Below are 26,016 nucleotides of genomic sequence, written 5' to 3'. Positions count from 1 at the left end.
AATTTTTCATAAATTTGAGCGTTTTGGTTAGTTATTGTTAATAATTAATCGATCATGTTGAGAGACAGAGCTTGGTCGGTCGAAGGTCTAAACTCTGCTCTCTTTTTTATTTTACGGTAATTGTTTTACCTGATATTTCAAAGCTAATTTTATTGGTGTTTTCAAACATCATCAATATATCCTCAATACGTTGATCTTTAGAAAACACACCCCCAAATGTTTTTTTCTTTAAAGATTCATTTTCAAAATAAACTTCAAAGTCATACCATCTTGAAAGTACATTCATAATATCTTTAATAGGTTTTCCTTTAAAACTGAAAGTGCCTCTTTTCCAAGAAACTTCATTATATACATCTGTTTTTGATACTTTTATTGCTTTATCTATTTTATTATATTTTGATTGTTCGCCAGGTATTAATTGCTTATGTAATATTCCAGAGTTTACACTTACTTTTCCTTCTACTAATGTGGTGTAAATTTCACTTTCATCTTTATAGGCATTAATATTAAATTCTGTTCCTAAAACTTCAATTTCATGGTCTCCAGTAAAAACTTTAAACTTAGAGTTTCTATGCTCGGCACTAGGAGAGACATCAAAATAAGCTTCGCCATACAATAACTCTACAACTCTGGTTTCTCCATCAACAAATTGAACGGGATATTTAAGCTTAGAATCTGAGTTTAACCATACTTGTGTACCATCAGATAGTTTAACAAAGTATTGCCCTCCTCTGGGTATAGTTAAATAATTATAGCCAATATTTTTTGTGTTATGTAATCTGTTTTCATATATAATTTCTTTTCCATTACCAGAAATATTTTCTGAAACATAAGCTTGTCCTTTTTCTAAAATAACATTAGAACCATCTTCAAGTGTTAAAATGGCTTTATCTGTACCTATTCTAATTTGATTGTTTGCTGTAGTAGATATAATATCTTCAACTTGAGTATCTTTTGTTAGGTAGAAGTAACCCGCAGCAATGAATACTAAAATAGCTGCTGCATATTTAAATATACTACGCTTATATAAAGGCTCTACTTTAGCGTTATTTAAGCCTCTTTTGGTAATCTCTAACTCTATTTTAGAATAAAGTTTCTCTTTATACTTTCTTTTTCCTTCAATTTCAAAAGGCCATTCATTAGACTCTTGATGGCTAATAAAAAAATTGCTAAGTTTTTTTACTTCAGCATTAGAGATGTTTCCTTTAAACAATTTATCAATTAATAACAGTAGGTGATCTTTATCTTTTTGGCTCATTTTCCTTTTACAAAATATACTGTGATACAATTAAGTCGATAAAAAAAGACGTAACCCTAACGGGAAAATCATTTTTTTTTAATTTAAACATGTTTTCTACAAAATTTTAAGCCTGGGAACGCAAGACGAAACGCTAAGAAACTATATCAATAAACAAGAACGTTATTAATTCTAATGTTGCAATATTACTTATTGAAGCTTTTAAAATTCTTAAAGATTTTGTCATATGTGCTTCAACGGTTTTAATAGAAATATTAAGTTGCTGAGCAATTTCTTTATTACTTAAATGTCTTTCGCGTTTTAATTTAAAGACCTCTTTATTTCTTTCTGGAAGATTTTCAATGGCTGTATTAAGATGTGCCATTAATTCGTTATAAATCATTTTAGATTCAGGGGTAGTCGTTTCTACTCTTTTACTAAAATCTGAAGTAAAATCTTCTGTATAAACACTTTTGTTCTTTCTAAAATAATCATAAGTTTTATACAAAACACAAGAATATAGATACCCTTTTAAAGATGTTTTTATTTCTATATTTCCTCGTTTTACCCAAAGATTAACAAATATGTCCTGAAGAATGTCTTCAGCAGCACCTTTTTTCTTTACAATATTAAAAGCTGAAACCAATAGTGGCTCCCAATATAGGTCATAAAGCACTTTAAACGCTTTCTCGTCTCCTGCATTAAAACGCCTAATCAACTCTTTATCAATAACTTTTTGTGAATCAGCCAATTTTATTTGTTAATAATATGAGCTAAAATAAATAATTAAAAAGTATTTTTTTTTAATTATTACAAATTGAAACAGAAACTTTCACATTATTTATAGTATCAACAAGGTTTTTTGGGATCAATCTCAAAAGTTGGGTCTAAAGAGAAAAATAATTTTCTTTGTACTTTAAATTATATTGATGAATAAAGACACTGAGTTATCCTTGTTAAGTTTAATATTACCAGAAGGAATATTAGAGTATTTTGATATTGTTGGATTCGATAAGAAGCCTATAAAGCATGTTTTATATGAGAACCGTCTAACGATATATTTGGAGGAGAAAAAACAAATACCATCTAAGTACAAGGATTGCAAGTATAAAGCCAGTGGCTTCATGGAGCCTCGAATAATCGAGGATTATCCCGTTCGAGACAATCTACTATCATTAAATCTTAAACGAAGGCGTTGGGACGTTCTACTTGATAAAAAGAGGATTAAAGTAAGTCGTGAATGGGATGAATTTATTGCACAGGGAACTCGAATATCAAAAGAGTTTGCTGCTTTTTTAAAAGAAATCGACTGATAATACTGCTCTGAGCAGCCAACAACTTGGGCACCAGTATGGTATGTCCGGAAAAAGGCTTCAAAGACATTATAAGGATCACTTAAGTGATTTTAAGCAATGGGAGCATAAGAGTCATGCTAAACAGTGGCTTGTTTTCCCTGAAAACTTAGGTTCTTATTTATCCATTGATGAGACAGCGCTGTCCAGGGGAGAGCTCTATACCATCATTACCAATAAGAAGGCCAAAGGAAAGAAAGGGGCTTTAGTTGGGATATTCCACGGAACTAAAGTGGAGCCTATTATCGAACAACTCTTGAAGATCCCAGCAAAGAAGCGTGCTAAAGTGAAAGAGATTACCTTAGACATGGCAAACTCTATGAAAACAATCTCCACTAAATGTTTCCCGAAAGCCATCCAAGTAACAGACAGGTTCCATGTACAGAAGCTGGCAATAGAGGCGCTCCAAGATCTTCGTATCAAATACCGATGGGAAGCTTTGGATCAAGAAAATGAACAGATAAAGCTATCTAGAGCTGCCGACAAAGAATTTAAACCTGTAACTTTTTCTAATGGTGATAGCTCAAAACAACTCCTGGCCAGGAGTAGATATCTACTGTATAAATCCCCAGATAAATGGACTCCAAATCAGAAAGAGAGGGGACAGATATTGTTTAATGAATACCCAGAATTAAAGAAAGCTTATGGACTTGTTCAAGGCTTGAGGAATATTTTTAACCAAGCCATAGATATTAAAGTAGCTTACACCAAACTAGCCCACTGGTACAAAGATGTAGAGGAGTCAGGATTTAAGAGCTTCCAAACGGTAGCCAATAGTATTACTTTAAATTACCGCTCTGTACTCAACTATTTTATAAACAGAAGTACTAATGCTTCAGCTGAATCCTTTAATGCCAAAGTAAAGGCTTTTAGATCTCAATTTAGGGGAGTCAGGAATACGGAATACTTCTTATATCGCTTGATTAAATTATATTCTTAAAATGGTAAAAACCCAGATTTTGGACTTGATCCGTTTTTTGATACAAAAAATAAAAACGGGACAATCTTAATATTAAGAATTTGTCCCGTTTAGTGACCACGGCAGGATTCAAACCTGCAACCTTCTGAGCCGTAATCAGATGCGCTATTCAGTTGCGCCACGTGGCCATTTTGTGGGTGCAAATATACTATTTATTAAAACTCTACCAAACTATTTATTTCAAATTTATAAATCCGTATTTTTGAAGTATGGATAAAGAAATACTGTACCAAAAATTTAACTACATCTTAGATAAGAATCTTATTGATGAAATATCAGAAGTTGGCATATTTAAATCATTTTCTAAAGATGATATCATTATTGATATTAACCAACCCATGCTACACATCCCGCTATTATTAAGTGGAAACATTAAAATTTTAAGAGAAGATGATGAAGGAAATGATTTGCTCATTTACTTTTTAGAAGCTGGCGAAACTTGTACCATGTCTTTAACCTGCTGCATGGGAACATCAAAAAGTAAAATTAGAGCGGTGGCAGAACAAGACTCTACGCTTATAATGATTCCTGTTCAAAAAATGCAAGAATGGTTTCATATTAATGAAAGTTGGCGGAATTTTATTTTAGAAAGCTACCAAACAAGATTTGATGAAATGCTAGATGCTATTGATAGTATTGCGTTTCTTAAAATGGATGAGCGTTTATATAAATACTTAGTAAACAAAGCAATGCTTAATGACTCTGATACTATTTTAATAAAACACCAAGATATTGCCGAAGACTTACATTCATCTCGTGTGGTAATATCGCGTCTTTTAAAACAGTTAGAAAATGAGAAAAAAATACAACTTGGTAGAAACAAAATTAAAATTCTCCCTACTTAAGTAACATTTGTTACATAGCTCATTATACAACATCATACTTTTACACTAAAAAAAAGAAAAATGGAAATTATTTTAAACCCGTGGCCTTGGTATATATCAGGACCACTAATTGCATTTGTAATGGCTTTATTGCTCTACTTTGGCAAAACATTTGGTATGTCTTCTAACCTCAGAACCATGTGTACCGTTTTAGGAGCTAATAAATTTTCAGACTTTTTTAAATTTAATTGGAAGGATCATAAATGGAATCTTATTGTAGTTTTAGGTGCTATAATTGGAGGTTTTATTGCTACGCAATTTCTTTCAAATGAAACACCTACAAATTTAAATCCAATCACAATTGCAGAACTACAAGATTTAGGTTTAGAAAATCCAGGAGCAACACTTTTACCTAACGAAATGTTTTCTATTGAAGCCTTAACCTCAATAAAGTCATTAATTTTATTAATAATTGGAGGCTTGTTAGTGGGCTTTGGAACCAGATACGCTAGCGGATGCACTTCGGGTCATGCCATTACCGGACTTAGTAGTTTACAAAAACAATCTCTAATAGCTGTTATTGGATTCTTTATTGGAGGCTTAATAATGACCAATTTTATTTTACCCCTAATATTTTAACATATGAAGTATTTAAAATTTTTATTGATTGGTATTTTCTTCGGAATTGTTTTAGTAAAGTCTGAAGCTGTTTCATGGTTTCGCATATACGAAATGTTCAGATTTCAATCTTTTCATATGTATGGAATTATTGGTACAGCCATAGCTACAGGTGTTATTTTTTTACAAATTTCAAAACGAAAACAATTAAAAAACACAGAAGGATTACAAATTGATGCTCCTAAAAAAGAAAAAGGATTTACCAGATATATATTAGGAGGCATCATTTTTGGATTAGGTTGGGCTTTAATAGGTGCCTGCCCTGGCCCTATGTATATTTTATTAGGCACTGGCGTATATAGCATGATAATTGTAATAGCCGCTGCTTTAGTTGGCACTTTTATTTACGGTGTTATAAAAGATAAATTACCTCACTAAATGGATAACACCTTAATATTAGGATATATTGGCGCTTTAGTTGTTGGCTTAGTTTTAGGTCTTATTGGTGGAGGTGGTTCTATTTTAACGGTTCCTTTATTAGTGTATCTTTTGGGGTACAACCCAATTATTGCAACAGCGTATTCTTTGTTTGTGGTTGGCACAACATCGTTAGTAGGAACCTTTCAAAAGTATAGAAAAGGGCTAGTTGATATAAAAACAGGATTAGCATTTTCATTCCCTTCTTTTCTTGCCGTATATCTATCAAGACGCTTTTTAGTACCTAATATACCTGATACACTGTTATCTTTAGGAAATAATTTAACACTAACCAAAGAAATGGGAATCATGATATTCTTTTCTATTATCATGCTAATTTCTTCCATTTCAATGATTAAAAATAAAAGAAGCAATAAAACTTCAAAAGAAAAACAAGCCTATTATAAAACATTTATTCAAGGATTAATAATAGGAACTATCACAGGAATTATTGGTGCTGGCGGAGGTTTTTTATACGTTCCTGCTTTGGTTCTTTGGGCCAATATTCCTATGAAAAAAGCAGTTGGAACATCACTTATTATAGTTTCAATTAATTCCTTAATTGGTTTTATAGGTGATGTTCAAACTTTAGAAATAGAGTGGACATTCCTAATTTTATTCACCTTAACATCCGTTTTAGGTATTTTAATTGGCGTATTTTTATCTAAATATATAAGCGGTAAAAAGCTAAAAAAGAGCTTTGGTTTTTTTACTTTAATTATGGCTATTTATATTATTTACAGAGAAACAAACTAACGCTAATGTGACAAAAGTCACAGAATTAACATTAACTATTTTGTAATTTTGCAAAACTTTTTAAGACTAAACTTAACAATGAAAATAGAACAAATATATACAGGGTGTTTAGCGCAAGGGGCTTACTATATTGAGTCTAACGGCGAAGTAGCAATTATTGACCCACTACGCGAAACACAACAATATGTAGATAAAGCCAATAGTGAAAATGCTAAAATTAAATATATATTTGAAACTCATTTTCATGCAGATTTTGTATCGGGTCATTTAGATTTAGCAAAAAAAACTGGGGCTACTATAATTTTTGGTCCAAAAGCCCAAACAAATTATGAGGCCTATGTAGCTAAAGACAATGAAACTTTTAAATTAGGGAATGTTACTATAAAAGTTCTACATACACCAGGACATACTTTAGAATCTTCTACCTTTCTACTAATTGATGAACACGGAAAAAACCATGCTATTTTTTCTGGAGACACCTTATTTTTAGGCGATGTTGGAAGACCAGATTTGGCTATTAAATCTGATTTAACTAAAGAAGATTTAGCGGGTATGTTATATGATTCGTTACGAAACAAAATAATGCCCTTAGAAGACAACATTATTGTTTATCCTGCTCATGGTGCAGGTTCTGCTTGCGGAAAAAACTTAAGCAAAGAAACCGTTGGCGTTTTAGGTGAGCAGAAAAAAACCAATTACGCTCTTAGAGCAGACATGACAAAAGAAGAATTTATTAAAGAAGTTCTTGATGGTATTTTGCCTCCTCCTCAATATTTTGCTAAAAATGCCATGATGAATAAGTCTGGTTACACAGATTTTGATACCGTACTAAAAAAAGGCGATGTTGCTTTAAACCCCGATGAGTTTGAAACAGTAGCAAATCAAGAAGGTGCTTTAATTCTTGATGTTAGAACTGAGCAACAGTTTGTAAAAGGACATATTCCTAATTCTATTTTTATTGGAATTAATGGTGCCTTTGCACCATGGGTAGGTGCTTTAATTACAGATTTACAACAACCCATTTTGTTGATTGTTCCTGAAGGAAAAGAAAAAGAAACCGTAACTCGATTATCGCGTGTTGGCTATGACAATACTTTGGGGTATTTAAAAGGAGGGTTTGAATCTTGGAAAGTTGCCAAAAAAGATATTGAAACTATGGAGTCTATATCTGCCGAAGAGTTAGCTAAAAGAAATGAAGAAAACAATATAAAAATTTTAGATGTAAGAAAAGAGGGAGAATACAAATCTGAACGTATAGAAGGTGACAATGTATTTCATTTCCCGCTAGACTACATAAACGATAACATGAATTTAATTGACCAAAAAACCACATACTACTTGCATTGTGCAGGTGGTTACAGGTCAGTCATTGCTGCGTCTATTTTAAAAGCTAGAGGCTTTAATGTAATTGACGTTGCAGGTGGTTTTACTGATATTAAAAATACCAATTTACCAAAAACTAATTACGTTTGTCCTTCAACTTTATAAATTAAACAATGGAAATAACTTTAGAAATACAAAACTTAAAATGTGGTGGTTGTGCTAATACAATTACCTCTAAACTATCAGGGTTAGATTTAATTAACAATGTACAAGTTAACCCAGAAAAAAATACAGTATCTTTTTCTTATGAAAATGACACCGTGTTAGACGAAGCCAAAACACTATTGGCTAAAATTGGTTACCCGGTTTTAGGTGATAAAAATGCACTAACTACAAAAGCAAAATCTTTTGTAAGTTGCGCTATTGGAAGAATGAAGTAACTTAAACTATTTCGGCACTTAAGCCTGCATTTAATAACATAGTGCAGCGTGGTTCTAAATCTTCATACTCACCCGTTTTAACGGTACATTTACCTTTGTAGTGAACAATAATAGAGCATTGTTCTGCTTGTTCTGGGGTGTGTTCGCACGCATGAATAAGTGTTTCTATAACATGATCAAAGGTGTTTACCTCATCGTTATACAACACAATTTCGTTTAAATTAGCTTCGTCTTCTAAAACGTCTAATTCTTCTTGTATTTTCTCTTTAGTATTCATCATAGCTTACACCAAATTTAAAAAAAAATCTTAAATATACTTTACGGCTACCCAATTATTACGTTCAATAACTTGGTCTATTTTTAAATTATATTTTGAAACTTCGGCATCAATTACAGGTATGTCATCATTATAAAAACCGCTTAAAAGTAACGTACCTCCTTTATTCAAGCTTGTAGTATAAGCGTGCATATCTTTAAGCAAAATATTTCGGTTAATGTTAGCTATTATAACATCATAGGTTTTTCCTTTTATTAGCGAAGCATCACCTTCAAAAACACTAATTTGTTTACAATTATTTCTTTCTACATTTTCTAAACTATTCAAATAACACCAATTATCAATATCTATAGCGTCTATAGATTTTGCTCCTTTTAACTCTGCTAAAATGGCTAAAACACCTGTACCACAGCCCATATCTAAAACGGTTTTACCTTTAACATCAGACTTTAAAATATGTTGCATCATCATGTGTGTAGTTTCATGATGCCCTGTGCCAAAACTCATTTTAGGCTCTATAACTATATCATACTCTGTATTAAACTTTTCATGAAAAGGTGCCCTAACCGCACAAATATCATCAACTACAATAGGGTTAAAATTCTTTTCCCATTCTGCATTCCAATTGGTTTGCTCTATTTCTGAATATGTATAGGTAATTTCAAACTCATTGGAGTTTAGTATTTGAATATGGTCTAAAATATTCTCATGCCACTCCTCTTTTTGAATATATGCTGTAACACCTGTTTCTGTTTCTACAAAACTTTCAAAACCGGCGTACCCTAATTCAGCAATAAGTATTTCTACTGCAGGTTGTAGTGGTTGAACTTCAAATTCGTAACTTATATATATAATGTTTGACATACTCATTTTAAATTAAAAACCTCACGAATATAATAATTCGCGAGGTTATTTTGAAGTTATTATTGAAATGCTGAAAATAAGTTCAGCAAGACATTTTATTCTAATTAAAATGCATTTACTATTGCAAAGAAATCTTCTGCTTTTAATGATGCGCCACCAATTAATCCTCCATCTACATCTGGTTTAGAAAAAATTTCGTTGGCATTTGCTGGTTTTACACTACCTCCATAAAGAATAGAAACACTATCTGCTACATCAGCTCCGTATTTATCGGCTAATGTTTTTCTTATAAATGCATGCATATCTTGTGCTTGTTCTGGACTTGCTGTTTCTCCTGTACCAATAGCCCAAACAGGCTCATATGCTAGTATAATATTTTTAAACGCTTCAGCTTCTAAATGAAATAAAGCATTTTTTATTTGGTTACCAACAACTGTTTCTTCATTACCGGCTTTTCTATCGGCTAATTCTTCACCAAAACAGAAAATTATACGCATATTGTTAGCTAAGGCTGCATCAACTTTTTTAGCTAACATGTCATCTGTTTCATTAAAGTATTCTCTGCGCTCACTATGGCCTAAAATAACAGTTTTTACGCCAACACTTTTTAACATACTTGCGCTTATTTCTCCTGTATAAGCTCCATTTTCTGCAAAGTGCATATTTTGAGCTACAACCTCAATATCTGTAGTTCTTAATACTTGATAAGCTTGATAAAGATTAGTAAAAGTTGGTGCTACCATAACCTCTGCATTTGAGGTTTTTGTTTGATTTGTTAAGTCTGCTAATAACGCTTCGGTTTGAGATAAATCGTTATTCATTTTCCAGTTACCGGCAACAATATTTTTTCTCATTAGATGATGTATTTATGATTATATGAGTTATAAAACTGATGCTAAAATACTTATTTTTTTAGAGCTTCAATAAGTTTTTCGTCATTAGCTTCAATAACTTTAAATACAACGATTTCGCCAGCTTCATTTACCATCATATACCTAGGAATCCAATCTAATTTTATAAAACTTCCAAAAGAACCTTTCCAACCAGATTTCATAAAATAATGGTCTCCTACTACATCATATTTTTTTATACCTTTTTTCCATGCATCTTGTGTTTTATCTAACGATAAAAATACATACACAACATCTTTATGAGCAGCTTGTAACTCTTTTACTTTGGGCATGCCTTTTAAACAATCGCCACACCAAGAGGCCCAAACATCAATAACAATAGTTTTGCCTTTGTGTTTTTCTAAAATTGATTTAAACGAAACCTCATTACCCTCTATGGTTATAAAAGTATCATTTAAAGCAGCTTCACTAAATTGTGTGGGTGTTTCTGTATTACAGCTGAACAAGCTAACTAATAGTATTAAAAGATAATTCATATGCTTCATTTTTATTGTTTTAATAATGAGATTTCCACTTTTGTGGAGATAAAATTTAATTAAGTTTTACTTTAGGATCTAACCAAGCATAAATTAAGTCGACAAAAATATTAATCATTACAAACATGGTTGCAATTACCAAAACAGCCCCCATAATAACGGGTAAATCTAGAGTATTTAATGCGTTTACAATTTCCTTTCCTAAGCCATTCCACCCAAAAATATACTCTACAAACACAGCGCCTGCTAACATTGATGCAAACCAACCCGAAATAGCTGTAACCACCGGATTCATAGCATTTTTAATGGCATGTTTTTTTATAATTTGAAATTCGCTTAAGCCCTTAGCTCTGGCGGTTCTTATATAATCTTGGTTAAAAACTTCTAAAAGTGAATTTCGCATTAATTGAATAACTACTGCTAACGGACGAATACCTAGAACTACCGCAGGAAGGATTAAATTTTTCAACTTTATATGCATAGCTTCACCAAAATCATCTAATTCATAAAGGCTTCCTGTCATTTCTAAATTAGTGTATTTATGCAATACAAAACCAAACAACCACGCAAACAAAATGGCACTAAAAAATGATGGCACACTCATACCTAAAGTACTAACTAATTGAATTAATTTATCTAGCCAAGTATCTTTATAAAGTGCTGAAATAATGCCTAAAACAACACCTAAAAATATAGCAATTAATATTGCCGAAACTGCCAAAACAAAGGTATTTGGTAAGGTTTCACCCAAAACTTCGGTAACTCGTTTTCCTTGTTTGGTAAACGATTCTCTTAAGTATGGAAACTTTATAACTGTTGTTGTATTACCAATTGTGAATAATTTAGAAGCAGCGTATTTTCTACTTTCTAAAGATGTATAATCTTCTTTTGAATTGGAATGGAATGATATAGGCGACAAATCATTTAAATAATATAGATACTGAGTAGAGATAGGTTTATCAAACCCATACTTTTGTTTTACTAATGCTAGTTGTTCTGTGTCTTCATTTTGCCCCAACATCATTTGAGCAGGATCTCCCGGAAGCACATTAAATAAAAAGAAAATAACAGTTACTACACCAAATAATGTAAGTGTAGCGTAAATAATTTTATTTAATAAGTAGCTAATCAATAATGTTGATTTTTTTTTACTCCTTTAGCTTAACATCAATAATCCCTGTATAAGAAGTATTATTTTGAGAATTCAATTGGTTTAATTGAACAGAGTCTTTAATTACATTAATACTTTCAATTATAGAAGAGTCTATTGCTTCTACTTTTTCTTTGGTAGAAATACTATCATTAACTCTATATAGTAATATTTCTTTTTTTTGCTCAACAGGCACTTTTCTTTCAACTTTAGGCAATTTAAAATCTTCTAAGTCATTCCAATGTACTTTTTGCTTCACGGTGCCATTATCTAATTCTAAAACACCAGGATTTGAGCGCACAATTGTTTTAAGGACTTTTTCATCGCATAAATACCAATTAAAACTTAAACCGTAGTCTTTATTAATTTTCTGTTTAGTTTCTTCGCTAGAAGCTGTTAAACCAATAACTTGATAGCCATTTTCAATGGCTTTTTCTGTAAAAGATTTTAGTTTACTTGCGCCTCCTTTTTCAATCTTTTCTAAACTATAAGATACTACAACAATTACATTTTCTTCATTTAAAAAATGTTCTGTTAAATCTTCATCATCACTTCCAATAGAAAAATCTTTTATTGGAGGATCATATCCTTCATCTATAATTTTAGTTTCAACTCCTATCCATTCTCCATCTACTGTAGGGTAAGTTCCGTTAGTTTTTATTATTTCTTCTTTTCCGTTTACATTAAACTTCCAAGAATATTCTACTACAGGCTTTGGAGCATCCTCTGGAATAGTCATACCTTCTGTTATATTTTTACCAATAGCATAACCTCTAAAATCTATGACTGGTAAATGCATTAACACGTGATAACCAAACCATAAACTTACTATAAAACTTAACAATGCTAGTACTGTTGTTGGTAATTTACTAAATAAGGGTTTTACGTGTTTTTGACCAGTAAATAACACTAAAATAAAAACTAGTAAGACTACATCTTTGGTAAAACTACCCCAAGGAGATAATTTTAAAGCATCGCCAAAGCAACCGCAGTCTTTTACCTTATCAAAATAAGCTGAATAAAAGGTTAAAAAGGTAAAGAACACTATCATTAAAAGCAGACTCCACAGCGTAAATTTTGGTTTATAACCTATAAGTAAAAACACCCCTAAAACAACTTCAAAAACCACCACAAATATTGAAAAACCAAGTGCGTAAGGTTCTAAAAAAGGAAGATTTAACACATCTGGACTAAAATATTCTTGAAGTTTATATGAAAACCCAAGGGGGTCGTTCAATTTTATAAATCCTGAAATAATAAATAGTACTCCAACAAATACTCTTGAAATGTTTACTAATAGTTTCATAAATTTTTTAAATTACAAATAACAAAAAATAAATCCCAAAATGTTACTCTGCTTGATATAACTCAACTAACCGTCTAACTTATTGATAATTGTAGAAAGTATTTTTCTAATTTCAGCAGCTTCAATTATTAATTTCTCAATATCATTTGAATGACTAGGGTTCTGTGATTTCAACAATTTTAACCAATATTCACTTTCTTTGGCTTCCTTTCTTGAAATTTTAATTCTATATTTTAAATCTTTTTCTCCTGGCTTCTCATTTCCCTCTATATAATTTGCGCCAACAGAACCAGATGCCCTAACCAATTGCTTAGCATCCTCAATATTTGAAATTGTCTTTGACAAATTTTTGATTAAAAAATGACAATCTCTTGCAAATTCAAACGTTCTATCTTCTAAATTAAATGGCTTTTGATTACTCAATATTTTGGGTTTTTACTTTTAAAATTTGATTATTGCTTTAATTCTCCCAAATGAATTAAAGCAAAAACCGCATAATTAATCATGTCTTGATAATTAGCATCAATACCTTCACTAACTAGAGTTTTACCCGCGTTATCTTCAATTTGTTTAACTCTTAGCAGTTTTTGCAAAATTAAATCGGTTAAACTGCTCACTCTCATATCACGCCAGGCTTCACCATAATCATGGTTTTTATCTTCCATTAATTTTTTAGTTATGGCTATGTGTTTTTCATATAACTCTACAGCTTCTTCTGTTGATAAATCTGGTTGCTCTACCACACCTTTTTCAATTTGAATAAGTGCCATAACGCAGTAATTTATAATTCCTATAAATTCACTTTCTTGTCCTTCATCTACCTTCTGAACATCATTTTGTTGCAAGCCTCTAATACGTTGTGCTTTAATAAAAATTTGATCGGTTAAAGAAGGTAAACGCAGTATTCTCCAAGCACTTCCGTAATCTGTCATTTTCTTAATAAATAAACTTTTGCACGTATCAATTACCGCGTTGTATTGTTTTGAAGTATCTTGCATGAATAAATATGAATTTTGTGTAAATTTCGCATAAAAAAGTTTAATCATCAAGGTTTATGCTTTAAATTTTAAACCAAGTACAAACACCACACAAAACGGTATAAATGACCATTAATTGCAAAGGAAAACTTATTGATTTATCATCACCAAAAGTGATGGGCATTTTAAACATTACACCAGATTCATTTTATGATGGCGGTAAGTTTAACAATAAAAAAGACATTATTAAACAGGTTGAAAAAATGCTACACGAAGGCGCCACTTTTATTGATATTGGCGCTTATAGCTCTCGTCCTGGAGCAGATTTTGTTAGTGAAACAGAGGAACTAAAACGTATTCTTCCCATTGTAAAATTAGTTCTTAAACATTTCCCAAACACTTTAATTTCTATAGATACCTTTAGAAGTGAAGTGGCAAAACAATGTATTAAATCTGGAGCTGCTTTAATTAATGATATTTCTGGAGGAAAATTAGATAAAAACATGCTACAAACGGTTGCTAAATTACAAGTACCGTACATTATGATGCACATGCGCGGAACTCCTAAAACCATGCAAGAACAAACAGATTATAATGATTTAACTAAAGAGGTTCTCCTTTATTTTTCTAAGCGTATTGCATTAGCAAAATCATTAGGTTTAATAGATATTATTATTGACCCTGGATTTGGATTTGCAAAAACTTTAGAGCAAAACTATGAGCTTTTGAATAATTTAGAATTATTTAAAATGATTGAAAAACCAATACTGGTTGGAGTTTCTAGAAAATCTATGATTTATAAACTTTTAAATAACACAGCAAAAGATGCTTTAAATGGCTCCACTGTTTTAAACACCATTGCTTTACAAAAAGGCGCTTCTATTTTAAGAGTGCATGACGTAAAAGAAGCTATGGAATGTATTAAATTGAATTCTATGTTAAGTTAATATGAAAAAAATCACCTTATTATTTGCTCTTGTTTTCATCTTTTCGTGCAATAAAAAAGTAGTTGAATTGCCAAAAATTAACCATTCTAACATTACAGAAATTGAAGACGTTTCGGCTGCCTATTTATTTTATAACGAAACCCAACCCGATAGCGTTGAGTTAAACCGAAAAAATCTTATTAGTACCACCAATTGGTTGGTAAACGTTGATAAACGTCTGTCTTTAAAACAAGTAATTCCTCACATTAAATTTTTACAAGAAAAAAAGGCTAAAGCAGGACATAAAAACGAAAAAGCTAAAAACTATTTTACATGCCATGATACTAGTATAAATAATTTAGGGTTTGTGGAGTTTACAGATATTGTTTACTCTAATAAAAATATAGCTAATTTAATAACAGACAACTTATCTGTAGCTAGTAAAAATGTTATAGTTGATTTTAATACAATTGATAGTATTAAGATATATACTTATAAAGAAAAAATGAATATAAATCATTCAAATATTAAAGAATTCACAAACCATTTAAATACAATAAAAGATGAAGCTACACCTGATACTAATATTATTGTAGCCTTTAACAAAAACCTTTCTTTTCAAGATTACATTACAATAAAATCTAAACTATTAGAATTAGATTTAAAAAACATAACCATATTAAAAGAGGAATTTATTTATTAACTCTAATTTCTTAAATTTACCAAAAACCTATTTCTATTGGACATCTTTAAAGACATTTTAAACCTACGTTTTATAGATTATCTAGATGTTGTTCTGGTAGCACTACTGCTCTACTACCTTTATAAATTGGTAAAAGGCACCGTAGCCATTAACATATTTTTTGGCATTATTATCATTTATGTTGCTTGGAGATTAACTGAGTTTTTAAACATGAATCTTTTAAATGGTCTTTTAAAAGGTTTTATTGATGTTGGAATTATAGCCTTAATTGTAGTATTTCAACCAGAGATTAGAAAATTTTTACTTATGGTTGGGTCTACTAATTTTGGTAGACACGTAAAGTTTTTTCAGCGCTTTAAATTTTTAAAAACCGAAGCTTCTAACAGTACAGATGTAGATGCCATTGTTTCTGCATGCAGCAAAATGGCTATGTCTAAAACTGGTGCTTTAATTGTTTTTGAACGTAATAACAACCTTGATTTTTTATTAACATCGGGTGATGAAATGAATATTAAAGTAACCCAACCTATTATAGAAAGTATTTTTTTCAAGAATAGTCCGCTACATGATGGTGCCATTATTATAAGTAATAATATTGTTAAAGCAACCAGAGTTATTCTTCCTGTTAATAATGAAAAAAACATTCCTAAACGATTTGGTTTGCGTCATAGAGCTGCCATTGGAGTTTCAGAAAAAACGGATGCTGTAGCTTTAGTTGTTAGTGAAGAAACTGGACATATTTCTTATTTTAAAGATGGTGAGTTTGTTGCTTTTGAAGACACTAATCACCTAATAACTATGATAAAAAATGATCTGGTTTAATAATGAACTGTAAAAATTGTAATAAAGCGTTAAAAACAGATTATAGTTTTTGTCCAGATTGTGGTGCCAAAATAATACGAAATAGAATTTCTGCTAAAAGTTTATTTTTTGATTTCTTTGAGCGCTATTTTAATTTAGACAACACCTTATTAAAAACTCTTTGGCAGATGATTATTAATCCACAAGAAGTTTGTGGAGGCTATATATCTGGGTTACGCAAAAAATATTTAAACCCAGTTAGCATGTTAGCCATTTCGTTAACAGTATCTGGTTTCATTCTTTTTTTAACCAAAAAATTAGCTTGGGATAGCATTGATTTTTCTAAAATAGGGTATGTACAAACAAGTAGTGGAGGTTCTGGTTCTGAAAAAATAATGGCAGCCTCCTTAGAATACAGTTCATTGCTTTATTTCTTATACATTCCAATTATAGCATTTGCTAGTTATTTAATTTTTAACAAAAAAAATTACAACTATGCAGAGCATGTTGTAATTTCAATATATTCAATTACTAGTTTTAGTATTATTTCTACCACTTATGCTGTTATTTTACTTTTAGTAAATCCGCAATTTTATTTTAACTCTGCACTAACGTATTCTTTAATAATGATTTTGTTTTGTATATATGTGAGTTATAAAAATTCTCAATATAAATTATCATCATTACTTTGGCGTATTCCCTCGTTTATTCTTGTTTTCTTTGTTGGATATATGGGAATTTCAATAGCAACCATTATCATGCTATTTTTAACAGGAGCCATTTCTGTTCAAGATTTTGCTCCTCCAAAATAAACTAAACAGCCGTTGCTTCTTGTAAAAACTGAACTTCGTAAAGATTTTTATAATACCCATTCTCTTTTTTAAGTAACTCTGTATGGGTACCTTGTTCTACAATTTCACCAGCATCCATTACAATAATTTTATCGGCTTTTTTAATTGTTGCTAACCTATGAGCAATAACAATAGAAGTTCTTCCTTTAGTAATTTTATCGGTAGCCTTTTGTATGAGCTGTTCTGAATATGAATCAACCGATGAGGTTGCTTCATCTAACACCAAAATACTTGGGTTGGTTACATAAGCTCTTAAAAAGGATATAAGCTGTCGCTGACCAGATGATAGCATAACACCACGCTCTTTTACATTGTAATTATAACCATTAGGCAAGCTCATAATAAATTCATGAATACCAATATCTTTAGCTGCTTGTTGAACTTGTTCTTCTGTAATTTCTGGATGATTTAAGGTAATGTTACTTAAAATAGTATCGGCAAATAAAAATACATCTTGTAACACAATAGCAATTTGAGTTCTTAATGATGCCAAAGTAACATCTCTAATATCGGTTTCATCAACTAAAATAGCACCTTCGTTTATTTCGTAAAACCTATTTAATAAATTAATAATAGTAGATTTTCCAGCACCAGTAGCACCAACAATAGCAACTGTTTCTCCTGCATTTACGGTAAATGAAACACCTTTTAAAACCTCTTCGTCTTCAACATAACTAAAGCTAACATTATTAAACTTTATATTTCCTTTAAAATGATTTGCAACCTTAGTGCCTTTGTCATCAATTTGCGAAGTGGTATCTAAAACATTAAAAACCCTGTTAGCTGCTACCATTCCCATTTGTAATGTATTAAATTTATCGGCTATTTGACGCAATGGCCTAAACATCATAGGTATATACATTATAAATGCTATTAAAACTCCTTGTGTTACAGTACCTTCTATAACGTTAAGACCACCGTACCAAGCCACTAAACCTATGGTTACAGACGATGCTAAATCTGCTATAGGAAAGAAAATAGAATTGTACCACACAGTTTTTAACCATGCTTTTTTATGACGCTCATTTATTTCTCTAAAGTTTTTATGTTCTGTTTTTTCTCGTGTAAAGAGCTGTAAAATTTTCATTCCTGTTAATCGTTCTTGAACAAACGAGTTTAGGTTAGACACCTCATTTCTAACTTCCTCAAAAGCTTTTTTCATGTACTTTTGAAATAACCGTGTTGCGTACAGCAAAATAGGAAGCATTACAAAAACAATTAAACTAAGTCTCCAGTCTGTAAACACCATAACACCAAAAACAACAGCCATGGTTAAAACGTCTCTAAAAATCATAAACAACCCCTGACCAAAAATATCTGCAATACGCTCCATATCGGTTACAGAACGAGTAATTAAAACCCCAACCGATGAATTATCATAATACTTCATTTTAAACCGAAGTAAATGATTAAATAACTTTATTCTAACATCCTTCACTAAGTTTTGGCCCAACCAGGCTGCATAATATATAAAGGTAAGCTGAAATATGGTTTGTAGTATTAAAGCCGCAAACATTAAAACTACAAAAAACAAAAAGGTGCTAGATTTATTTACACTAATACCTTTATCAATAGCTTCTTTTGTTAAAAACGGTGTAGCGGCACTTAAACCCGCTAGTAAGATTACCAAAATAAACAACCCAATAAAAATACCCTTATAAGGTTTTATATACAGAAACAAACGTTTAAATAGTACAAAGTCAAATATATTTTCTTTCTTTTTAGTCATCTATTTTTATGCTGTCTGGGTATTCTACATGAGTTAAATATAAGGCATGTGCAGGTACAGAATAGCCTGCTTTACTGCGGTTTTTAGATTTTATAATGGTATGCAAATCTTCAACATTAAATTTCTCTAAACCTATGTTAATCATGGTACCAACAATGGCTCTAACCATGTTGCGTAAAAATCTATCGGCTTTTATTATAAAATGAAGTTCATCATCTTTAAAAAACCAATCGGCTTTCATTATAGTACAATTATACGTTTTTACATCGGTATTACTTTTTGAAAAGCATTGAAAATCTTTATACTCAAATAAAATTTTTGAGGCTTCTTTCATTTTATCAACATCCAAACCCTGCTTCATATAAAGCGTATTGTTAAATGTAAATACGTTTTTCTTTAAGGTAATTCTGTATAAATACGTTCTACTTAAAGCATCAAAGCGGGCATGAGCATTTCCTTTTACCTTAAAAATATCTTGAATAGCAATGTCCTTTGGTAAAAACGAATTAAGTTTATAAACCAAATGTTTTTCTTCAAAATGAACATTAGTATCAAAATGAGCAAACATTTGCGAAGCATGCACACCAGTATCGGTTCTTCCTGCGCCAACAATAGCTATAGTTTCTTTTAAAAGTGTAGAAAGAGCTTTTTCTATAACCTCTTGTACTGTTATGGCTGTAGGCTGATTTTGCCAACCATGGTAAGCACTACCGCTATAAGAAAGTTCTATAAAATACCTCAAACTACTTTTAAACTTTTAAAATAACAAAGATAGATAGTTTTACTTTTAAACCGAAGGTAGAAGTCTTAATTAAATATTAAAACGTATAATGAATTCATTAAGTATTACTAACTTATTTCAAACTGAATCAAAAAGTGGGCGTTTCCTTTCAGGTCGGGCTTTCGGTAGTCGCTCCCTCCTACGTCGGGGAGCTTCAACAAATACCTCAATCCCTAACGCAAATATTTACTAGCTTATTTACTTTTTTTCAATTTTATTATTGTTCCTACTCTTTATCAGCTACCCTTAATATAGTTTCTATTTTTGTCTTTATGTATCCCCAAATAACAAACAGCATATTCAAACAATAATCTATACTTTTACAACAGTTTTTACAATTGTATATTAATGACTAAAATTCTCTTACTTTCAGACACCCACGGATATATTGATAATGATATTCTCAAGTATGTAAAACAAGCCGATGAAGTATGGCATGCTGGAGACATTGGTAATTTAAAAGTAACCGATGCTATAAAAAATTTAAAACCCTTAAAAGGGGTTTATGGCAATATTGACGATGCTAAAGTTAGAAATGAATTCCCTGAACACAACCGATTTATGTGTGAAGATGTTGATGTTTGGATTACCCATATTGGTGGCTACCCCCTAAATACAACACTCGTGTTGTAGAAACCTTAAAACAAAACCCTCCAAAGCTTTTTATTTGTGGGCACTCGCATATTTTAAAAGTCATGCCAGATAAAAAATTAAACCTTATTCATATGAATCCAGGGGCTGTTGGTAAACATGGTTTTCATAAACAACGCACCATGTTACGCTTTACAATAGATGGCAAAAAAATAGACAATTTAGAAGTCATAGAATTCGCCGTAAGACACCCTAAAAAATAAAGCGCAGAATTAACAAGTATTTATAACTAAAAGCTGTAGTTTTTGTTTGTTAATACGTACTTTTGTAGCTATTTAAAAAATATAATTATGAGTCAAGTTAAAGAAAATGATACCGTAAGAGTACATTACACAGGAAAATTAAGTAACGGTCAAGTTTTTGACAGTTCTTTAGAAAGAGAACCATTAGAAGTTACTTTAGGTCAAGGAATGCTTATTCCTGGTTTTGAAAAAGGTATTATTGACATGAAATTAAACGAGAAAAAAACCATAAATATTCCAGTTAACGAAGCCTACGGCGAAGTGCAAAAAGAATTATTTTACGAAGTAAAAAAAGAACAATTACCTCCAGAAATGACTCCAGAGGTTGGCATGGGATTAGCTTCAAAAGGACCAGATGGTAGAGAAGTACAATTTAGAGTAGCCGAAGTAAATGAAGATCATATTATTGTTGATGCTAATCACCCATTAGCAGGACAAGAATTAATATTTGATTTAGAGCTTATTGAAATAAAATAAGAAGTCGCTATAGTACAAAACTTTAAAAGCCTAGAATTAAATTTAATTCTAGGCTTTTTTGTTCAAATAATTTATGTAGCAACAAAAAAGCCCAAGATCTTCATCTTGGGCCTACGCACTAATACTACTAAGATATTAGGTTTTATCGTAATCGATCTACAGATTTTACAAGATCTTCATCCTTTTTAATGGCTTTATTGGCCAAAGCCAAAAATACGATAGAAAAAATAGGAATGAACATCCCAATACCTTTCTCAGAAACGTTAGTTTCTCCAGATAAATTTAGAGATTGATATACAAGAAATCCTAGTAAAATAAAGTTTAATATGATATTAAGACGCCCCAACATAAATTGAGACTTCCTGTTTTTGTATCTAAAAATTGCTACAACAGAGAAAAAAGCAGACGTTAAAAAAGCTGCAAACACATAATTAATATCTTGCGCAAACATCTTAACACCATCTTCTAGTGTCCATAATTCAAAAAGGAAAATTAAACCTCCCGAAACACCAGCTGCAAGCAAAAGATAAACTGTTTGTATTCTTTGTAACATGTATGTTTTTTAAAATTGGAAGACAAAAATAATGGTTTCTTTAAAAAATAAGACTAAAAATTAAAATAAAGTTGTATAATTGCAGTAATAATTCTCAACAATCGCTTATATAAGCGGTTAATTCTCCAGAATAAATCAAATTTTTTCTTAGAATTACTACAAAAATTACATTCAAAAAATATATTCAATTAAACATCAATGTTTGAAATTTCACAACTAAAAGAAAAGAAACTCTCTGAATTACAAGAGATTGCAAAAAAATTAAGTATTCCTAAATACCGTTCTTTAAAAAAATTAGATCTAGTTTATCAAATACTAGATCACCAAGCGGCTAACCCTAAGGCTGTATCAGAATCTTCAGAAAAGCCCGAAAAGTCCGAAAAGAAAGATTCTACACAAGAAACCAAGCCAAAAACAAGAAGGCCAAGGCAACGTGTACAAAAACCTGCTCAAAAACCTCAAGCCGAAGAAAAAGCGGTACCTCAAAAGAAAGAGGAAACTAAACCAGCAGAAAAAAACGTAACCGTTGAAAAATCTGAAGCTCCTGCACCAGCAAAAAAAGGTAGTCAAGAGAAAAAACAAGACAATACCAAGGCTCAGAACAACCAACAAAGAAATCAACAAAATAAAAATCAACAAAGAAATCAGCAAAATAAAAAAGGTAATGTTGATAACGGAAATAAAGATAACAGAAACCGCTATCGTGAGCCTGATTATGAGTTTGATGCTATTATTGAGAGCGAAGGCGTTTTAGATATTATGCAGGACGGCTACGGATTTTTACGTTCATCAGATTACAACTATTTGTCATCTCCTGATGATATTTATGTATCACAATCGCAAATACGATTATTTGGACTTAAAAAGGGCGATACTGTTTTAGGTAATGTTAGACCTCCTAAAGAAGGTGAAAAATATTTCCCTTTAATTAAGGTTACTAAAATAAATGGACAGAAACCAGAAGTGGTTAGAGACCGTGTTTCTTTTGAGCATTTAACCCCTTTATTCCCACAAGAAAAATTCAATATTGCAGAAAAGCAAAGTACCATTTCTACTAGAATAATGGATTTGTTTGCTCCTATTGGTAAAGGGCAACGTGGTATGATAGTATCGCAACCAAAAACTGGTAAAACCATGTTACTTAAAGATGTGGCCAATGCAATTGCTGCCAATCATCCAGAGGTTTACTTAATGATTTTATTAATTGATGAACGCCCCGAAGAAGTAACAGACATGCAACGCAATGTAAGAGGTGAAGTTATTTCTTCTACCTTTGATAAAGAAGCTCATGAACATGTTAAAATAGCCGACATTGTTTTAGAAAAAGCAAAACGATTGGTAGAATGTGGTCATGATGTGGTAATTCTTTTAGATTCTATCACGCGTTTAGCAAGAGCATACAATACCGTACAACCAGCTTCTGGTAAAATATTAAGTGGTGGTGTAGATGCCAACGCATTACATAAACCTAAACGTTTCTTTGGTGCCGCTAGAAATATTGAAAACGGCGGGTCTTTAACCATAATAGCCACAGCTCTTACAGAAACTGGTTCTAAAATGGACGAGGTTATTTTTGAAGAATTTAAAGGAACTGGTAATATGGAACTACAATTAGATAGAAAAATATCTAACCGTAGAATTTTCCCTGCTATAGACCTTACATCATCAAGCACACGTAGAGATGATTTACTACTTGATGAAAATACCATTCAGCGCATGTGGGTATTACGTAAATACCTTGCAGACATGAATCCGGTAGAAGCTATGGAGTTTACAAACGATCGTTTTAAACAAACTAGAAATAACGAAGAATTCTTAATATCCATGAATGGATAACTTTACTAACTAAACTAAACCAGAAAAAGCCTTAACAACACCGTTAAGGCTTTTTTAATATAAATTAGTGTTTCTTAAAATCTGAAGGACTAAGCCCCACATGCTTCTTAAAAAACCTTGAGAAACTACTTATAGAATCAAACCCTAATTTAAAAGCTAATTCCTTAGCTGTCATTTCACTTTTAACAAGTATACGTTTAGCTTCTGTAATCTGCCGTTGGTTAATGATTTGTTTGGCCGTAAGATTTAATTTCTCTTTTAAAATTTGATTTAACCGTTTTACACTAATCCCTATAGTATTGGCATAAAATTCAGCACTCGTTTCATTTAAAAAATGGGTTTCCATTAACTCTAAAAATTTAAATACGCGCTTTTGATGTAAATCCTGCTCTAAAAAATTATTATTTTGATGCCTTATTAAATGTAACAACAAAACCTTCAATAAAGTTTTAAGCATAATATATGATGCCTCTTCATTACAAAATTCAGTTTTTAACAAATGAATTACTTGTTGAACCTTAGCAATCTCCCCTCCTTCTGTTAAAACAAATTGGGGATATTTATTAAATAACGACATTACATCTAGCGCATATTCAATATCATCTTCATCAATTAAATCTCGTTCAAAATTCACCAAAACCCCACTATCAGTTTTGAATACTTCTTCAGAAAACACTTCATTTAAGGGTTTAAAATGAATAATCATTTTATGAATTCCTTCAAATTGAAAATAAATACCCATTGAATTACCAGAAAGCAATGCTAAATCTCTTTCAAAATTTTCATCAATTTGTATTTTATTTCTCCAATTTGCCACACTCTTTTACTTCAGAAGTATATCTCAAAAGTAAGAAGAAATTAATTAATTTTGGCTGTAAGAAAGATTTTGAAACATCACATACATTACACATGTAATAACAAGAGCTAAAGTCGTAGCTACTCCATATATAACTATATGATTATTTGAAACATATTCTATAAAAGTGGAAAGAAACTGCCCTCCAAAAACCCCCATAGAGAAAAGCCCTAAATTTTTACCCTGATTTTGCGGTGTACTAGCTTCAACCATCATATGATTTAATAGAGGAATAGTAAACCCAAATCCAATACCAATAAAAATCACTATAAATACTAAAAAAACGGCATTATTTGTTATAGCTAAAACTAAATAGCCTAACATAAAAAACATAAAACCAAGTACCACCGTTTTACCATCACCCAAAAACTTTATCATTTTAGGCATTTGGCTAGCTGTTATAATAGCAACCACAGAAATTAATGCCATTAAATAACCCGTTTGAGATTCATTAAACCTAAAAGTTTTTGGCAAATACAATGGCAAGGTTACAAAACTTACAAAAAACAACATCATAGCTAATAATGAGGCGATAAAAATAAGTTGTACTTTAGGATTATTTTTATTTTTTTGTCTCAATATTTTTGTTTGGTCTTTAGTGTTAAACTCAGGTTTTGGCAATGTTTTAGCCACTAGTAATAAGCACAACAAAGCTATAAGATATATGTAAAACGGAAATTCCCAGTTAATTTCACCTAAAACCCCACCAATAGCGAGAAAAACAACACCCCCAAGTTCAATACTCATGCCTTGCCAAGCAATAATTTTCATCCTTTTTTCTCCTGAGAAACAATTAGCAATGTAAGCTGTAGCAGCAACCTGAACCGCCACCGTTGCTCCTCCTAAAAGGACTCTATCTATAATTAGCAAATAATCATTTGAAATGAAGGCTCCCAAAAACCCTAAAATAGCATACGGAATTAGGCCTAAACACAACATTTTTAAAACACCTAATTTTGGTAACAACCTACCTATTAGAGGGGCAAATAAAACTACTCCTAACGATGGTAAGGTAATTAACCAACCTGGTGAAAAACCAAAATTTACATTATGTACAATAGCTGATAATGAAGGGGCTATAACTGAGCCAACCATAATAGTTAAACTACTAACTAATAGTATGGTAAAAACGCCTAAGTTTGATATCTTTTTCATTCTGCAAAATTGTCACTAATATGGCAGAAAAAGTTTTGGATCAATCTCAAAAGTTGGGTCTAAAGAGAAAAATAATTTTCTTTGTACTTTAAATTATATTGATGAATAAAGACACTGAGTTATCCTTGTTAAGTTTAATATTACCAGAAGGAATATTAGAGTATTTTGATATTGTTGGATTCGATAAGAAGCCTATAAAGCATGTTTTATATGAGAACCGTCTAACGATATATTTGGAGGAGAAAAAACAAATACCATCTAAGTACAAGGATTGCAAGTATAAAGCCAGTGGCTTCATGGAGCCTCGAATAATCGAGGATTATCCCGTTCGAGACAATCTACTATCATTAAATCTTAAACGAAGGCGTTGGGACGTTCTACTTGATAAAAAGAGGATTAAAGTAAGTCGTGAATGGGATGAATTTATTGCACAGGGAACTCGAATATCAAAAGAGTTTGCTGCTTTTTTAAAAGAAATCGACTGATAA

At 31.3% G+C, this 26,016-nt stretch carries 30 protein-coding genes, 1 tRNA gene and 1 pseudogene; 16 read left to right on the top strand and 16 right to left on the bottom strand.

Annotated features, from left to right (window positions below):
• Nucleotides 1-106: 106 nt before the first annotated feature.
• The gene (locus BWZ22_RS11555) at nt 107-1,258 is read right to left on the bottom strand and encodes a FecR family protein (protein WP_076700155.1); all 1,152 of its coding nucleotides are present in this window, start codon (nt 1,256-1,258) and stop codon (nt 107-109) included.
• Nucleotides 1,259-1,391: 133 nt separating this feature from the next.
• Entirely contained in the window at nt 1,392-1,988 is a 597-nt protein-coding gene (locus BWZ22_RS11550; protein WP_076700154.1) for an RNA polymerase sigma-70 factor, read from the bottom strand.
• A 178-nt stretch (nt 1,989-2,166) separates the two neighbouring features.
• Here BWZ22_RS11550 and BWZ22_RS11545 point away from each other — a divergent pair, with 178 nt between their 5' ends.
• Complete coding sequence (locus BWZ22_RS11545) at nt 2,167-2,550, top strand: hypothetical protein (RefSeq protein WP_076697215.1); 384 nt, start codon at nt 2,167-2,169, stop codon at nt 2,548-2,550.
• A 43-nt stretch (nt 2,551-2,593) separates the two neighbouring features.
• Nucleotides 2,594-3,529: a transposase gene (locus BWZ22_RS11540; protein WP_076697218.1), complete on the top strand. Its 936-nt coding sequence runs from the start codon at nt 2,594-2,596 to the stop codon at nt 3,527-3,529.
• Nucleotides 3,530-3,622: 93 nt separating this feature from the next.
• On the opposite strand, the gene BWZ22_RS11535 is transcribed toward BWZ22_RS11540, so the two are convergent.
• A tRNA-Arg gene (locus BWZ22_RS11535) sits at nt 3,623-3,696 on the bottom strand.
• A gap of 81 nt (nt 3,697-3,777) precedes the next feature.
• Between BWZ22_RS11535 and BWZ22_RS11530 the strand changes: the two genes are divergently transcribed.
• The 6 genes from BWZ22_RS11530 (at nt 3,778) to BWZ22_RS11505 (ending at nt 8,006) form a co-directional block, all read left to right on the top strand.
• Nucleotides 3,778-4,413: a Crp/Fnr family transcriptional regulator gene (locus BWZ22_RS11530; RefSeq protein ID WP_076700152.1), complete on the top strand. Its 636-nt coding sequence runs from the start codon at nt 3,778-3,780 to the stop codon at nt 4,411-4,413.
• A gap of 60 nt (nt 4,414-4,473) precedes the next feature.
• Nucleotides 4,474-5,031 carry a YeeE/YedE family protein gene (locus BWZ22_RS11525; RefSeq protein ID WP_076700151.1) on the top strand — a complete coding sequence of 186 codons (558 nt, stop codon included), beginning with the start codon at nt 4,474-4,476 and terminating at the stop codon, nt 5,029-5,031.
• A gap of 3 nt (nt 5,032-5,034) precedes the next feature.
• Nucleotides 5,035-5,448 (top strand): DUF6691 family protein, encoded by a 414-nt coding sequence (locus BWZ22_RS11520; protein WP_076700149.1) that lies wholly within the window; start codon nt 5,035-5,037, stop codon nt 5,446-5,448.
• Nucleotides 5,449-6,243: a sulfite exporter TauE/SafE family protein gene (locus BWZ22_RS11515; protein WP_076700148.1), complete on the top strand. Its 795-nt coding sequence runs from the start codon at nt 5,449-5,451 to the stop codon at nt 6,241-6,243.
• 78 nt (nt 6,244-6,321) lie between these two features.
• Nucleotides 6,322-7,731 carry a rhodanese-like domain-containing protein gene (locus BWZ22_RS11510; RefSeq protein WP_076700146.1) on the top strand — a complete coding sequence of 470 codons (1,410 nt, stop codon included), beginning with the start codon at nt 6,322-6,324 and terminating at the stop codon, nt 7,729-7,731.
• A gap of 8 nt (nt 7,732-7,739) precedes the next feature.
• Nucleotides 7,740-8,006 carry a heavy-metal-associated domain-containing protein gene (locus tag BWZ22_RS11505; protein WP_076700145.1) on the top strand — a complete coding sequence of 89 codons (267 nt, stop codon included), beginning with the start codon at nt 7,740-7,742 and terminating at the stop codon, nt 8,004-8,006.
• Nucleotide 8,007: 1 nt separating this feature from the next.
• On the opposite strand, the gene BWZ22_RS11500 is transcribed toward BWZ22_RS11505, so the two are convergent.
• The 8 genes from BWZ22_RS11500 to BWZ22_RS11465 all read right to left on the bottom strand — a co-directional run bounded on the left by BWZ22_RS11500 (nt 8,008) and on the right by BWZ22_RS11465 (nt 13,988).
• The gene (locus BWZ22_RS11500; protein ID WP_076700143.1) at nt 8,008-8,283 is read right to left on the bottom strand and encodes an ATP-dependent Clp protease adaptor ClpS; all 276 of its coding nucleotides are present in this window, start codon (nt 8,281-8,283) and stop codon (nt 8,008-8,010) included.
• Between the two features lie 30 nt (nt 8,284-8,313).
• Complete coding sequence (gene prmA, locus BWZ22_RS11495; protein WP_076700142.1) at nt 8,314-9,147, bottom strand: 50S ribosomal protein L11 methyltransferase; 834 nt, start codon at nt 9,145-9,147, stop codon at nt 8,314-8,316.
• A 104-nt stretch (nt 9,148-9,251) separates the two neighbouring features.
• Entirely contained in the window at nt 9,252-10,001 is a 750-nt protein-coding gene (tpiA, locus tag BWZ22_RS11490; protein WP_076700140.1) for a triose-phosphate isomerase, read from the bottom strand.
• A gap of 50 nt (nt 10,002-10,051) precedes the next feature.
• Nucleotides 10,052-10,534, bottom strand: coding sequence for a TlpA disulfide reductase family protein (locus BWZ22_RS11485; protein WP_076700139.1), 483 nt, complete (start codon nt 10,532-10,534; stop codon nt 10,052-10,054).
• A gap of 55 nt (nt 10,535-10,589) precedes the next feature.
• Complete coding sequence (locus BWZ22_RS11480; protein WP_076700137.1) at nt 10,590-11,666, bottom strand: ABC transporter permease; 1,077 nt, start codon at nt 11,664-11,666, stop codon at nt 10,590-10,592.
• A 16-nt stretch (nt 11,667-11,682) separates the two neighbouring features.
• Entirely contained in the window at nt 11,683-12,990 is a 1,308-nt protein-coding gene (locus BWZ22_RS11475) for a BT_3928 family protein (RefSeq protein ID WP_076700136.1), read from the bottom strand.
• Nucleotides 12,991-13,056: 66 nt separating this feature from the next.
• Complete coding sequence (locus BWZ22_RS11470) at nt 13,057-13,413, bottom strand: four helix bundle protein (RefSeq protein ID WP_157607954.1); 357 nt, start codon at nt 13,411-13,413, stop codon at nt 13,057-13,059.
• 29 nt (nt 13,414-13,442) lie between these two features.
• Nucleotides 13,443-13,988: a DUF1599 domain-containing protein gene (locus tag BWZ22_RS11465; RefSeq protein WP_076700133.1), complete on the bottom strand. Its 546-nt coding sequence runs from the start codon at nt 13,986-13,988 to the stop codon at nt 13,443-13,445.
• Between the two features lie 104 nt (nt 13,989-14,092).
• Here BWZ22_RS11465 and folP point away from each other — a divergent pair, with 104 nt between their 5' ends.
• From folP to BWZ22_RS11445, 4 genes are read left to right on the top strand one after another with little or no spacing between them, the layout of a single operon-like run.
• Nucleotides 14,093-14,914 (top strand): dihydropteroate synthase, encoded by an 822-nt coding sequence (gene folP / locus BWZ22_RS11460; protein WP_076700131.1) that lies wholly within the window; start codon nt 14,093-14,095, stop codon nt 14,912-14,914.
• Between the two features lies 1 nt (nt 14,915).
• Entirely contained in the window at nt 14,916-15,596 is a 681-nt protein-coding gene (locus BWZ22_RS11455; RefSeq protein ID WP_076700130.1) for a hypothetical protein, read from the top strand.
• A 36-nt stretch (nt 15,597-15,632) separates the two neighbouring features.
• A complete protein-coding gene (gene cdaA / locus BWZ22_RS11450) occupies nt 15,633-16,418 on the top strand; it encodes a diadenylate cyclase CdaA (RefSeq protein ID WP_076700128.1) in 786 nt (261 codons plus the stop codon).
• Between the two features lie 2 nt (nt 16,419-16,420).
• Nucleotides 16,421-17,209 carry a DUF3667 domain-containing protein gene (locus BWZ22_RS11445; protein WP_076700127.1) on the top strand — a complete coding sequence of 263 codons (789 nt, stop codon included), beginning with the start codon at nt 16,421-16,423 and terminating at the stop codon, nt 17,207-17,209.
• 1 nt (nt 17,210) lies between these two features.
• Here the strand turns inward: BWZ22_RS11445 and BWZ22_RS11440 are convergent, their stop codons facing one another.
• Nucleotides 17,211-18,977, bottom strand: a complete 1,767-nt coding sequence (locus BWZ22_RS11440; RefSeq protein WP_076700125.1) for an ABC transporter ATP-binding protein — start codon at nt 18,975-18,977, stop codon at nt 17,211-17,213.
• On the bottom strand, nt 18,970-19,719 hold the full coding sequence (gene truA / locus BWZ22_RS11435; protein ID WP_076700124.1) for a tRNA pseudouridine(38-40) synthase TruA: 750 nt from the start codon (nt 19,717-19,719) through the stop codon (nt 18,970-18,972). The genes BWZ22_RS11440 and truA overlap by 8 nt, the downstream gene beginning before the upstream one ends.
• Before the next feature lie 387 nt (nt 19,720-20,106).
• On the opposite strand from truA, the pseudogene BWZ22_RS11430 reads away from it, so the two are divergent.
• Together BWZ22_RS11430 and BWZ22_RS11425 are read left to right on the top strand one after the other, a co-directional pair.
• Nucleotides 20,107-20,612, top strand: a pseudogene (locus tag BWZ22_RS11430) (metallophosphoesterase).
• A gap of 87 nt (nt 20,613-20,699) precedes the next feature.
• Complete coding sequence (locus BWZ22_RS11425; RefSeq protein WP_076700122.1) at nt 20,700-21,128, top strand: peptidylprolyl isomerase; 429 nt, start codon at nt 20,700-20,702, stop codon at nt 21,126-21,128.
• 142 nt (nt 21,129-21,270) lie between these two features.
• Here BWZ22_RS11425 and BWZ22_RS11420 read toward each other — a convergent pair whose 3' ends face one another.
• Complete coding sequence (locus tag BWZ22_RS11420) at nt 21,271-21,681, bottom strand: DUF4293 domain-containing protein (protein WP_076700121.1); 411 nt, start codon at nt 21,679-21,681, stop codon at nt 21,271-21,273.
• 198 nt (nt 21,682-21,879) lie between these two features.
• Here BWZ22_RS11420 and rho point away from each other — a divergent pair, with 198 nt between their 5' ends.
• Nucleotides 21,880-23,517, top strand: a complete 1,638-nt coding sequence (rho, locus tag BWZ22_RS11415; RefSeq protein WP_076700119.1) for a transcription termination factor Rho — start codon at nt 21,880-21,882, stop codon at nt 23,515-23,517.
• 64 nt (nt 23,518-23,581) lie between these two features.
• Here rho and BWZ22_RS11410 read toward each other — a convergent pair whose 3' ends face one another.
• Together BWZ22_RS11410 and BWZ22_RS11405 are read right to left on the bottom strand one after the other, a co-directional pair.
• Nucleotides 23,582-24,334 carry an AraC family transcriptional regulator gene (locus BWZ22_RS11410; protein ID WP_076700118.1) on the bottom strand — a complete coding sequence of 251 codons (753 nt, stop codon included), beginning with the start codon at nt 24,332-24,334 and terminating at the stop codon, nt 23,582-23,584.
• Between the two features lie 45 nt (nt 24,335-24,379).
• Entirely contained in the window at nt 24,380-25,528 is a 1,149-nt protein-coding gene (locus tag BWZ22_RS11405; protein WP_076700116.1) for an MFS transporter, read from the bottom strand.
• Nucleotides 25,529-25,629: 101 nt separating this feature from the next.
• Between BWZ22_RS11405 and BWZ22_RS11400 the strand changes: the two genes are divergently transcribed.
• A complete protein-coding gene (locus tag BWZ22_RS11400; protein WP_076697215.1) occupies nt 25,630-26,013 on the top strand; it encodes a hypothetical protein in 384 nt (127 codons plus the stop codon).
• The last annotated feature ends 3 nt before the right edge of the window (nt 26,014-26,016 follow it).

Source organism: Seonamhaeicola sp. S2-3 (assembly GCF_001971785.1).
Lineage (GTDB): Bacteria > Bacteroidota > Bacteroidia > Flavobacteriales > Flavobacteriaceae > Seonamhaeicola.
The sequence above is the reverse complement of the archived record's forward strand: the minus strand, read 5'-3'. Positions and strand labels throughout refer to the sequence as shown.

Excerpts from the sequence above, each read along its gene's own strand:
- BWZ22_RS11475 (WP_076700136.1), bottom strand. The coding sequence starts at position 12,990 with ATGAAACTATTAGTAAACATTTCAAGAGTATTTGTTGGAGTACTATTT.
- BWZ22_RS11405 (WP_076700116.1), bottom strand. The coding sequence starts at position 25,528 with ATGAAAAAGATATCAAACTTAGGCGTTTTTACCATACTATTAGTTAGT.
- BWZ22_RS11420 (WP_076700121.1), bottom strand. The coding sequence starts at position 21,681 with ATGTTACAAAGAATACAAACAGTTTATCTTTTGCTTGCAGCTGGTGTT.
- BWZ22_RS11510 (WP_076700146.1), top strand. The coding sequence starts at position 6,322 with ATGAAAATAGAACAAATATATACAGGGTGTTTAGCGCAAGGGGCTTAC.
- BWZ22_RS11425 (WP_076700122.1), top strand. The coding sequence starts at position 20,700 with ATGAGTCAAGTTAAAGAAAATGATACCGTAAGAGTACATTACACAGGA.
- BWZ22_RS11440 (WP_076700125.1), bottom strand. The coding sequence starts at position 18,977 with ATGACTAAAAAGAAAGAAAATATATTTGACTTTGTACTATTTAAACGT.
- BWZ22_RS11530 (WP_076700152.1), top strand. The coding sequence starts at position 3,778 with ATGGATAAAGAAATACTGTACCAAAAATTTAACTACATCTTAGATAAG.
- BWZ22_RS11555 (WP_076700155.1), bottom strand. The coding sequence starts at position 1,258 with ATGAGCCAAAAAGATAAAGATCACCTACTGTTATTAATTGATAAATTG.
- BWZ22_RS11525 (WP_076700151.1), top strand. The coding sequence starts at position 4,474 with ATGGAAATTATTTTAAACCCGTGGCCTTGGTATATATCAGGACCACTA.
- folP (WP_076700131.1), top strand. The coding sequence starts at position 14,093 with ATGACCATTAATTGCAAAGGAAAACTTATTGATTTATCATCACCAAAA.
- BWZ22_RS11545 (WP_076697215.1), top strand. The coding sequence starts at position 2,167 with ATGAATAAAGACACTGAGTTATCCTTGTTAAGTTTAATATTACCAGAA.
- BWZ22_RS11500 (WP_076700143.1), bottom strand. The coding sequence starts at position 8,283 with ATGAATACTAAAGAGAAAATACAAGAAGAATTAGACGTTTTAGAAGAC.
- BWZ22_RS11400 (WP_076697215.1), top strand. The coding sequence starts at position 25,630 with ATGAATAAAGACACTGAGTTATCCTTGTTAAGTTTAATATTACCAGAA.
- BWZ22_RS11515 (WP_076700148.1), top strand. The coding sequence starts at position 5,449 with ATGGATAACACCTTAATATTAGGATATATTGGCGCTTTAGTTGTTGGC.
- BWZ22_RS11455 (WP_076700130.1), top strand. The coding sequence starts at position 14,916 with ATGAAAAAAATCACCTTATTATTTGCTCTTGTTTTCATCTTTTCGTGC.
- rho (WP_076700119.1), top strand. The coding sequence starts at position 21,880 with ATGTTTGAAATTTCACAACTAAAAGAAAAGAAACTCTCTGAATTACAA.
- BWZ22_RS11465 (WP_076700133.1), bottom strand. The coding sequence starts at position 13,988 with ATGCAAGATACTTCAAAACAATACAACGCGGTAATTGATACGTGCAAA.
- BWZ22_RS11485 (WP_076700139.1), bottom strand. The coding sequence starts at position 10,534 with ATGAATTATCTTTTAATACTATTAGTTAGCTTGTTCAGCTGTAATACA.
- BWZ22_RS11505 (WP_076700145.1), top strand. The coding sequence starts at position 7,740 with ATGGAAATAACTTTAGAAATACAAAACTTAAAATGTGGTGGTTGTGCT.
- BWZ22_RS11520 (WP_076700149.1), top strand. The coding sequence starts at position 5,035 with ATGAAGTATTTAAAATTTTTATTGATTGGTATTTTCTTCGGAATTGTT.
- prmA (WP_076700142.1), bottom strand. The coding sequence starts at position 9,147 with ATGTCAAACATTATATATATAAGTTACGAATTTGAAGTTCAACCACTA.
- BWZ22_RS11540 (WP_076697218.1), top strand. The coding sequence starts at position 2,594 with ATGTCCGGAAAAAGGCTTCAAAGACATTATAAGGATCACTTAAGTGAT.
- tpiA (WP_076700140.1), bottom strand. The coding sequence starts at position 10,001 with ATGAGAAAAAATATTGTTGCCGGTAACTGGAAAATGAATAACGATTTA.
- BWZ22_RS11445 (WP_076700127.1), top strand. The coding sequence starts at position 16,421 with ATGAACTGTAAAAATTGTAATAAAGCGTTAAAAACAGATTATAGTTTT.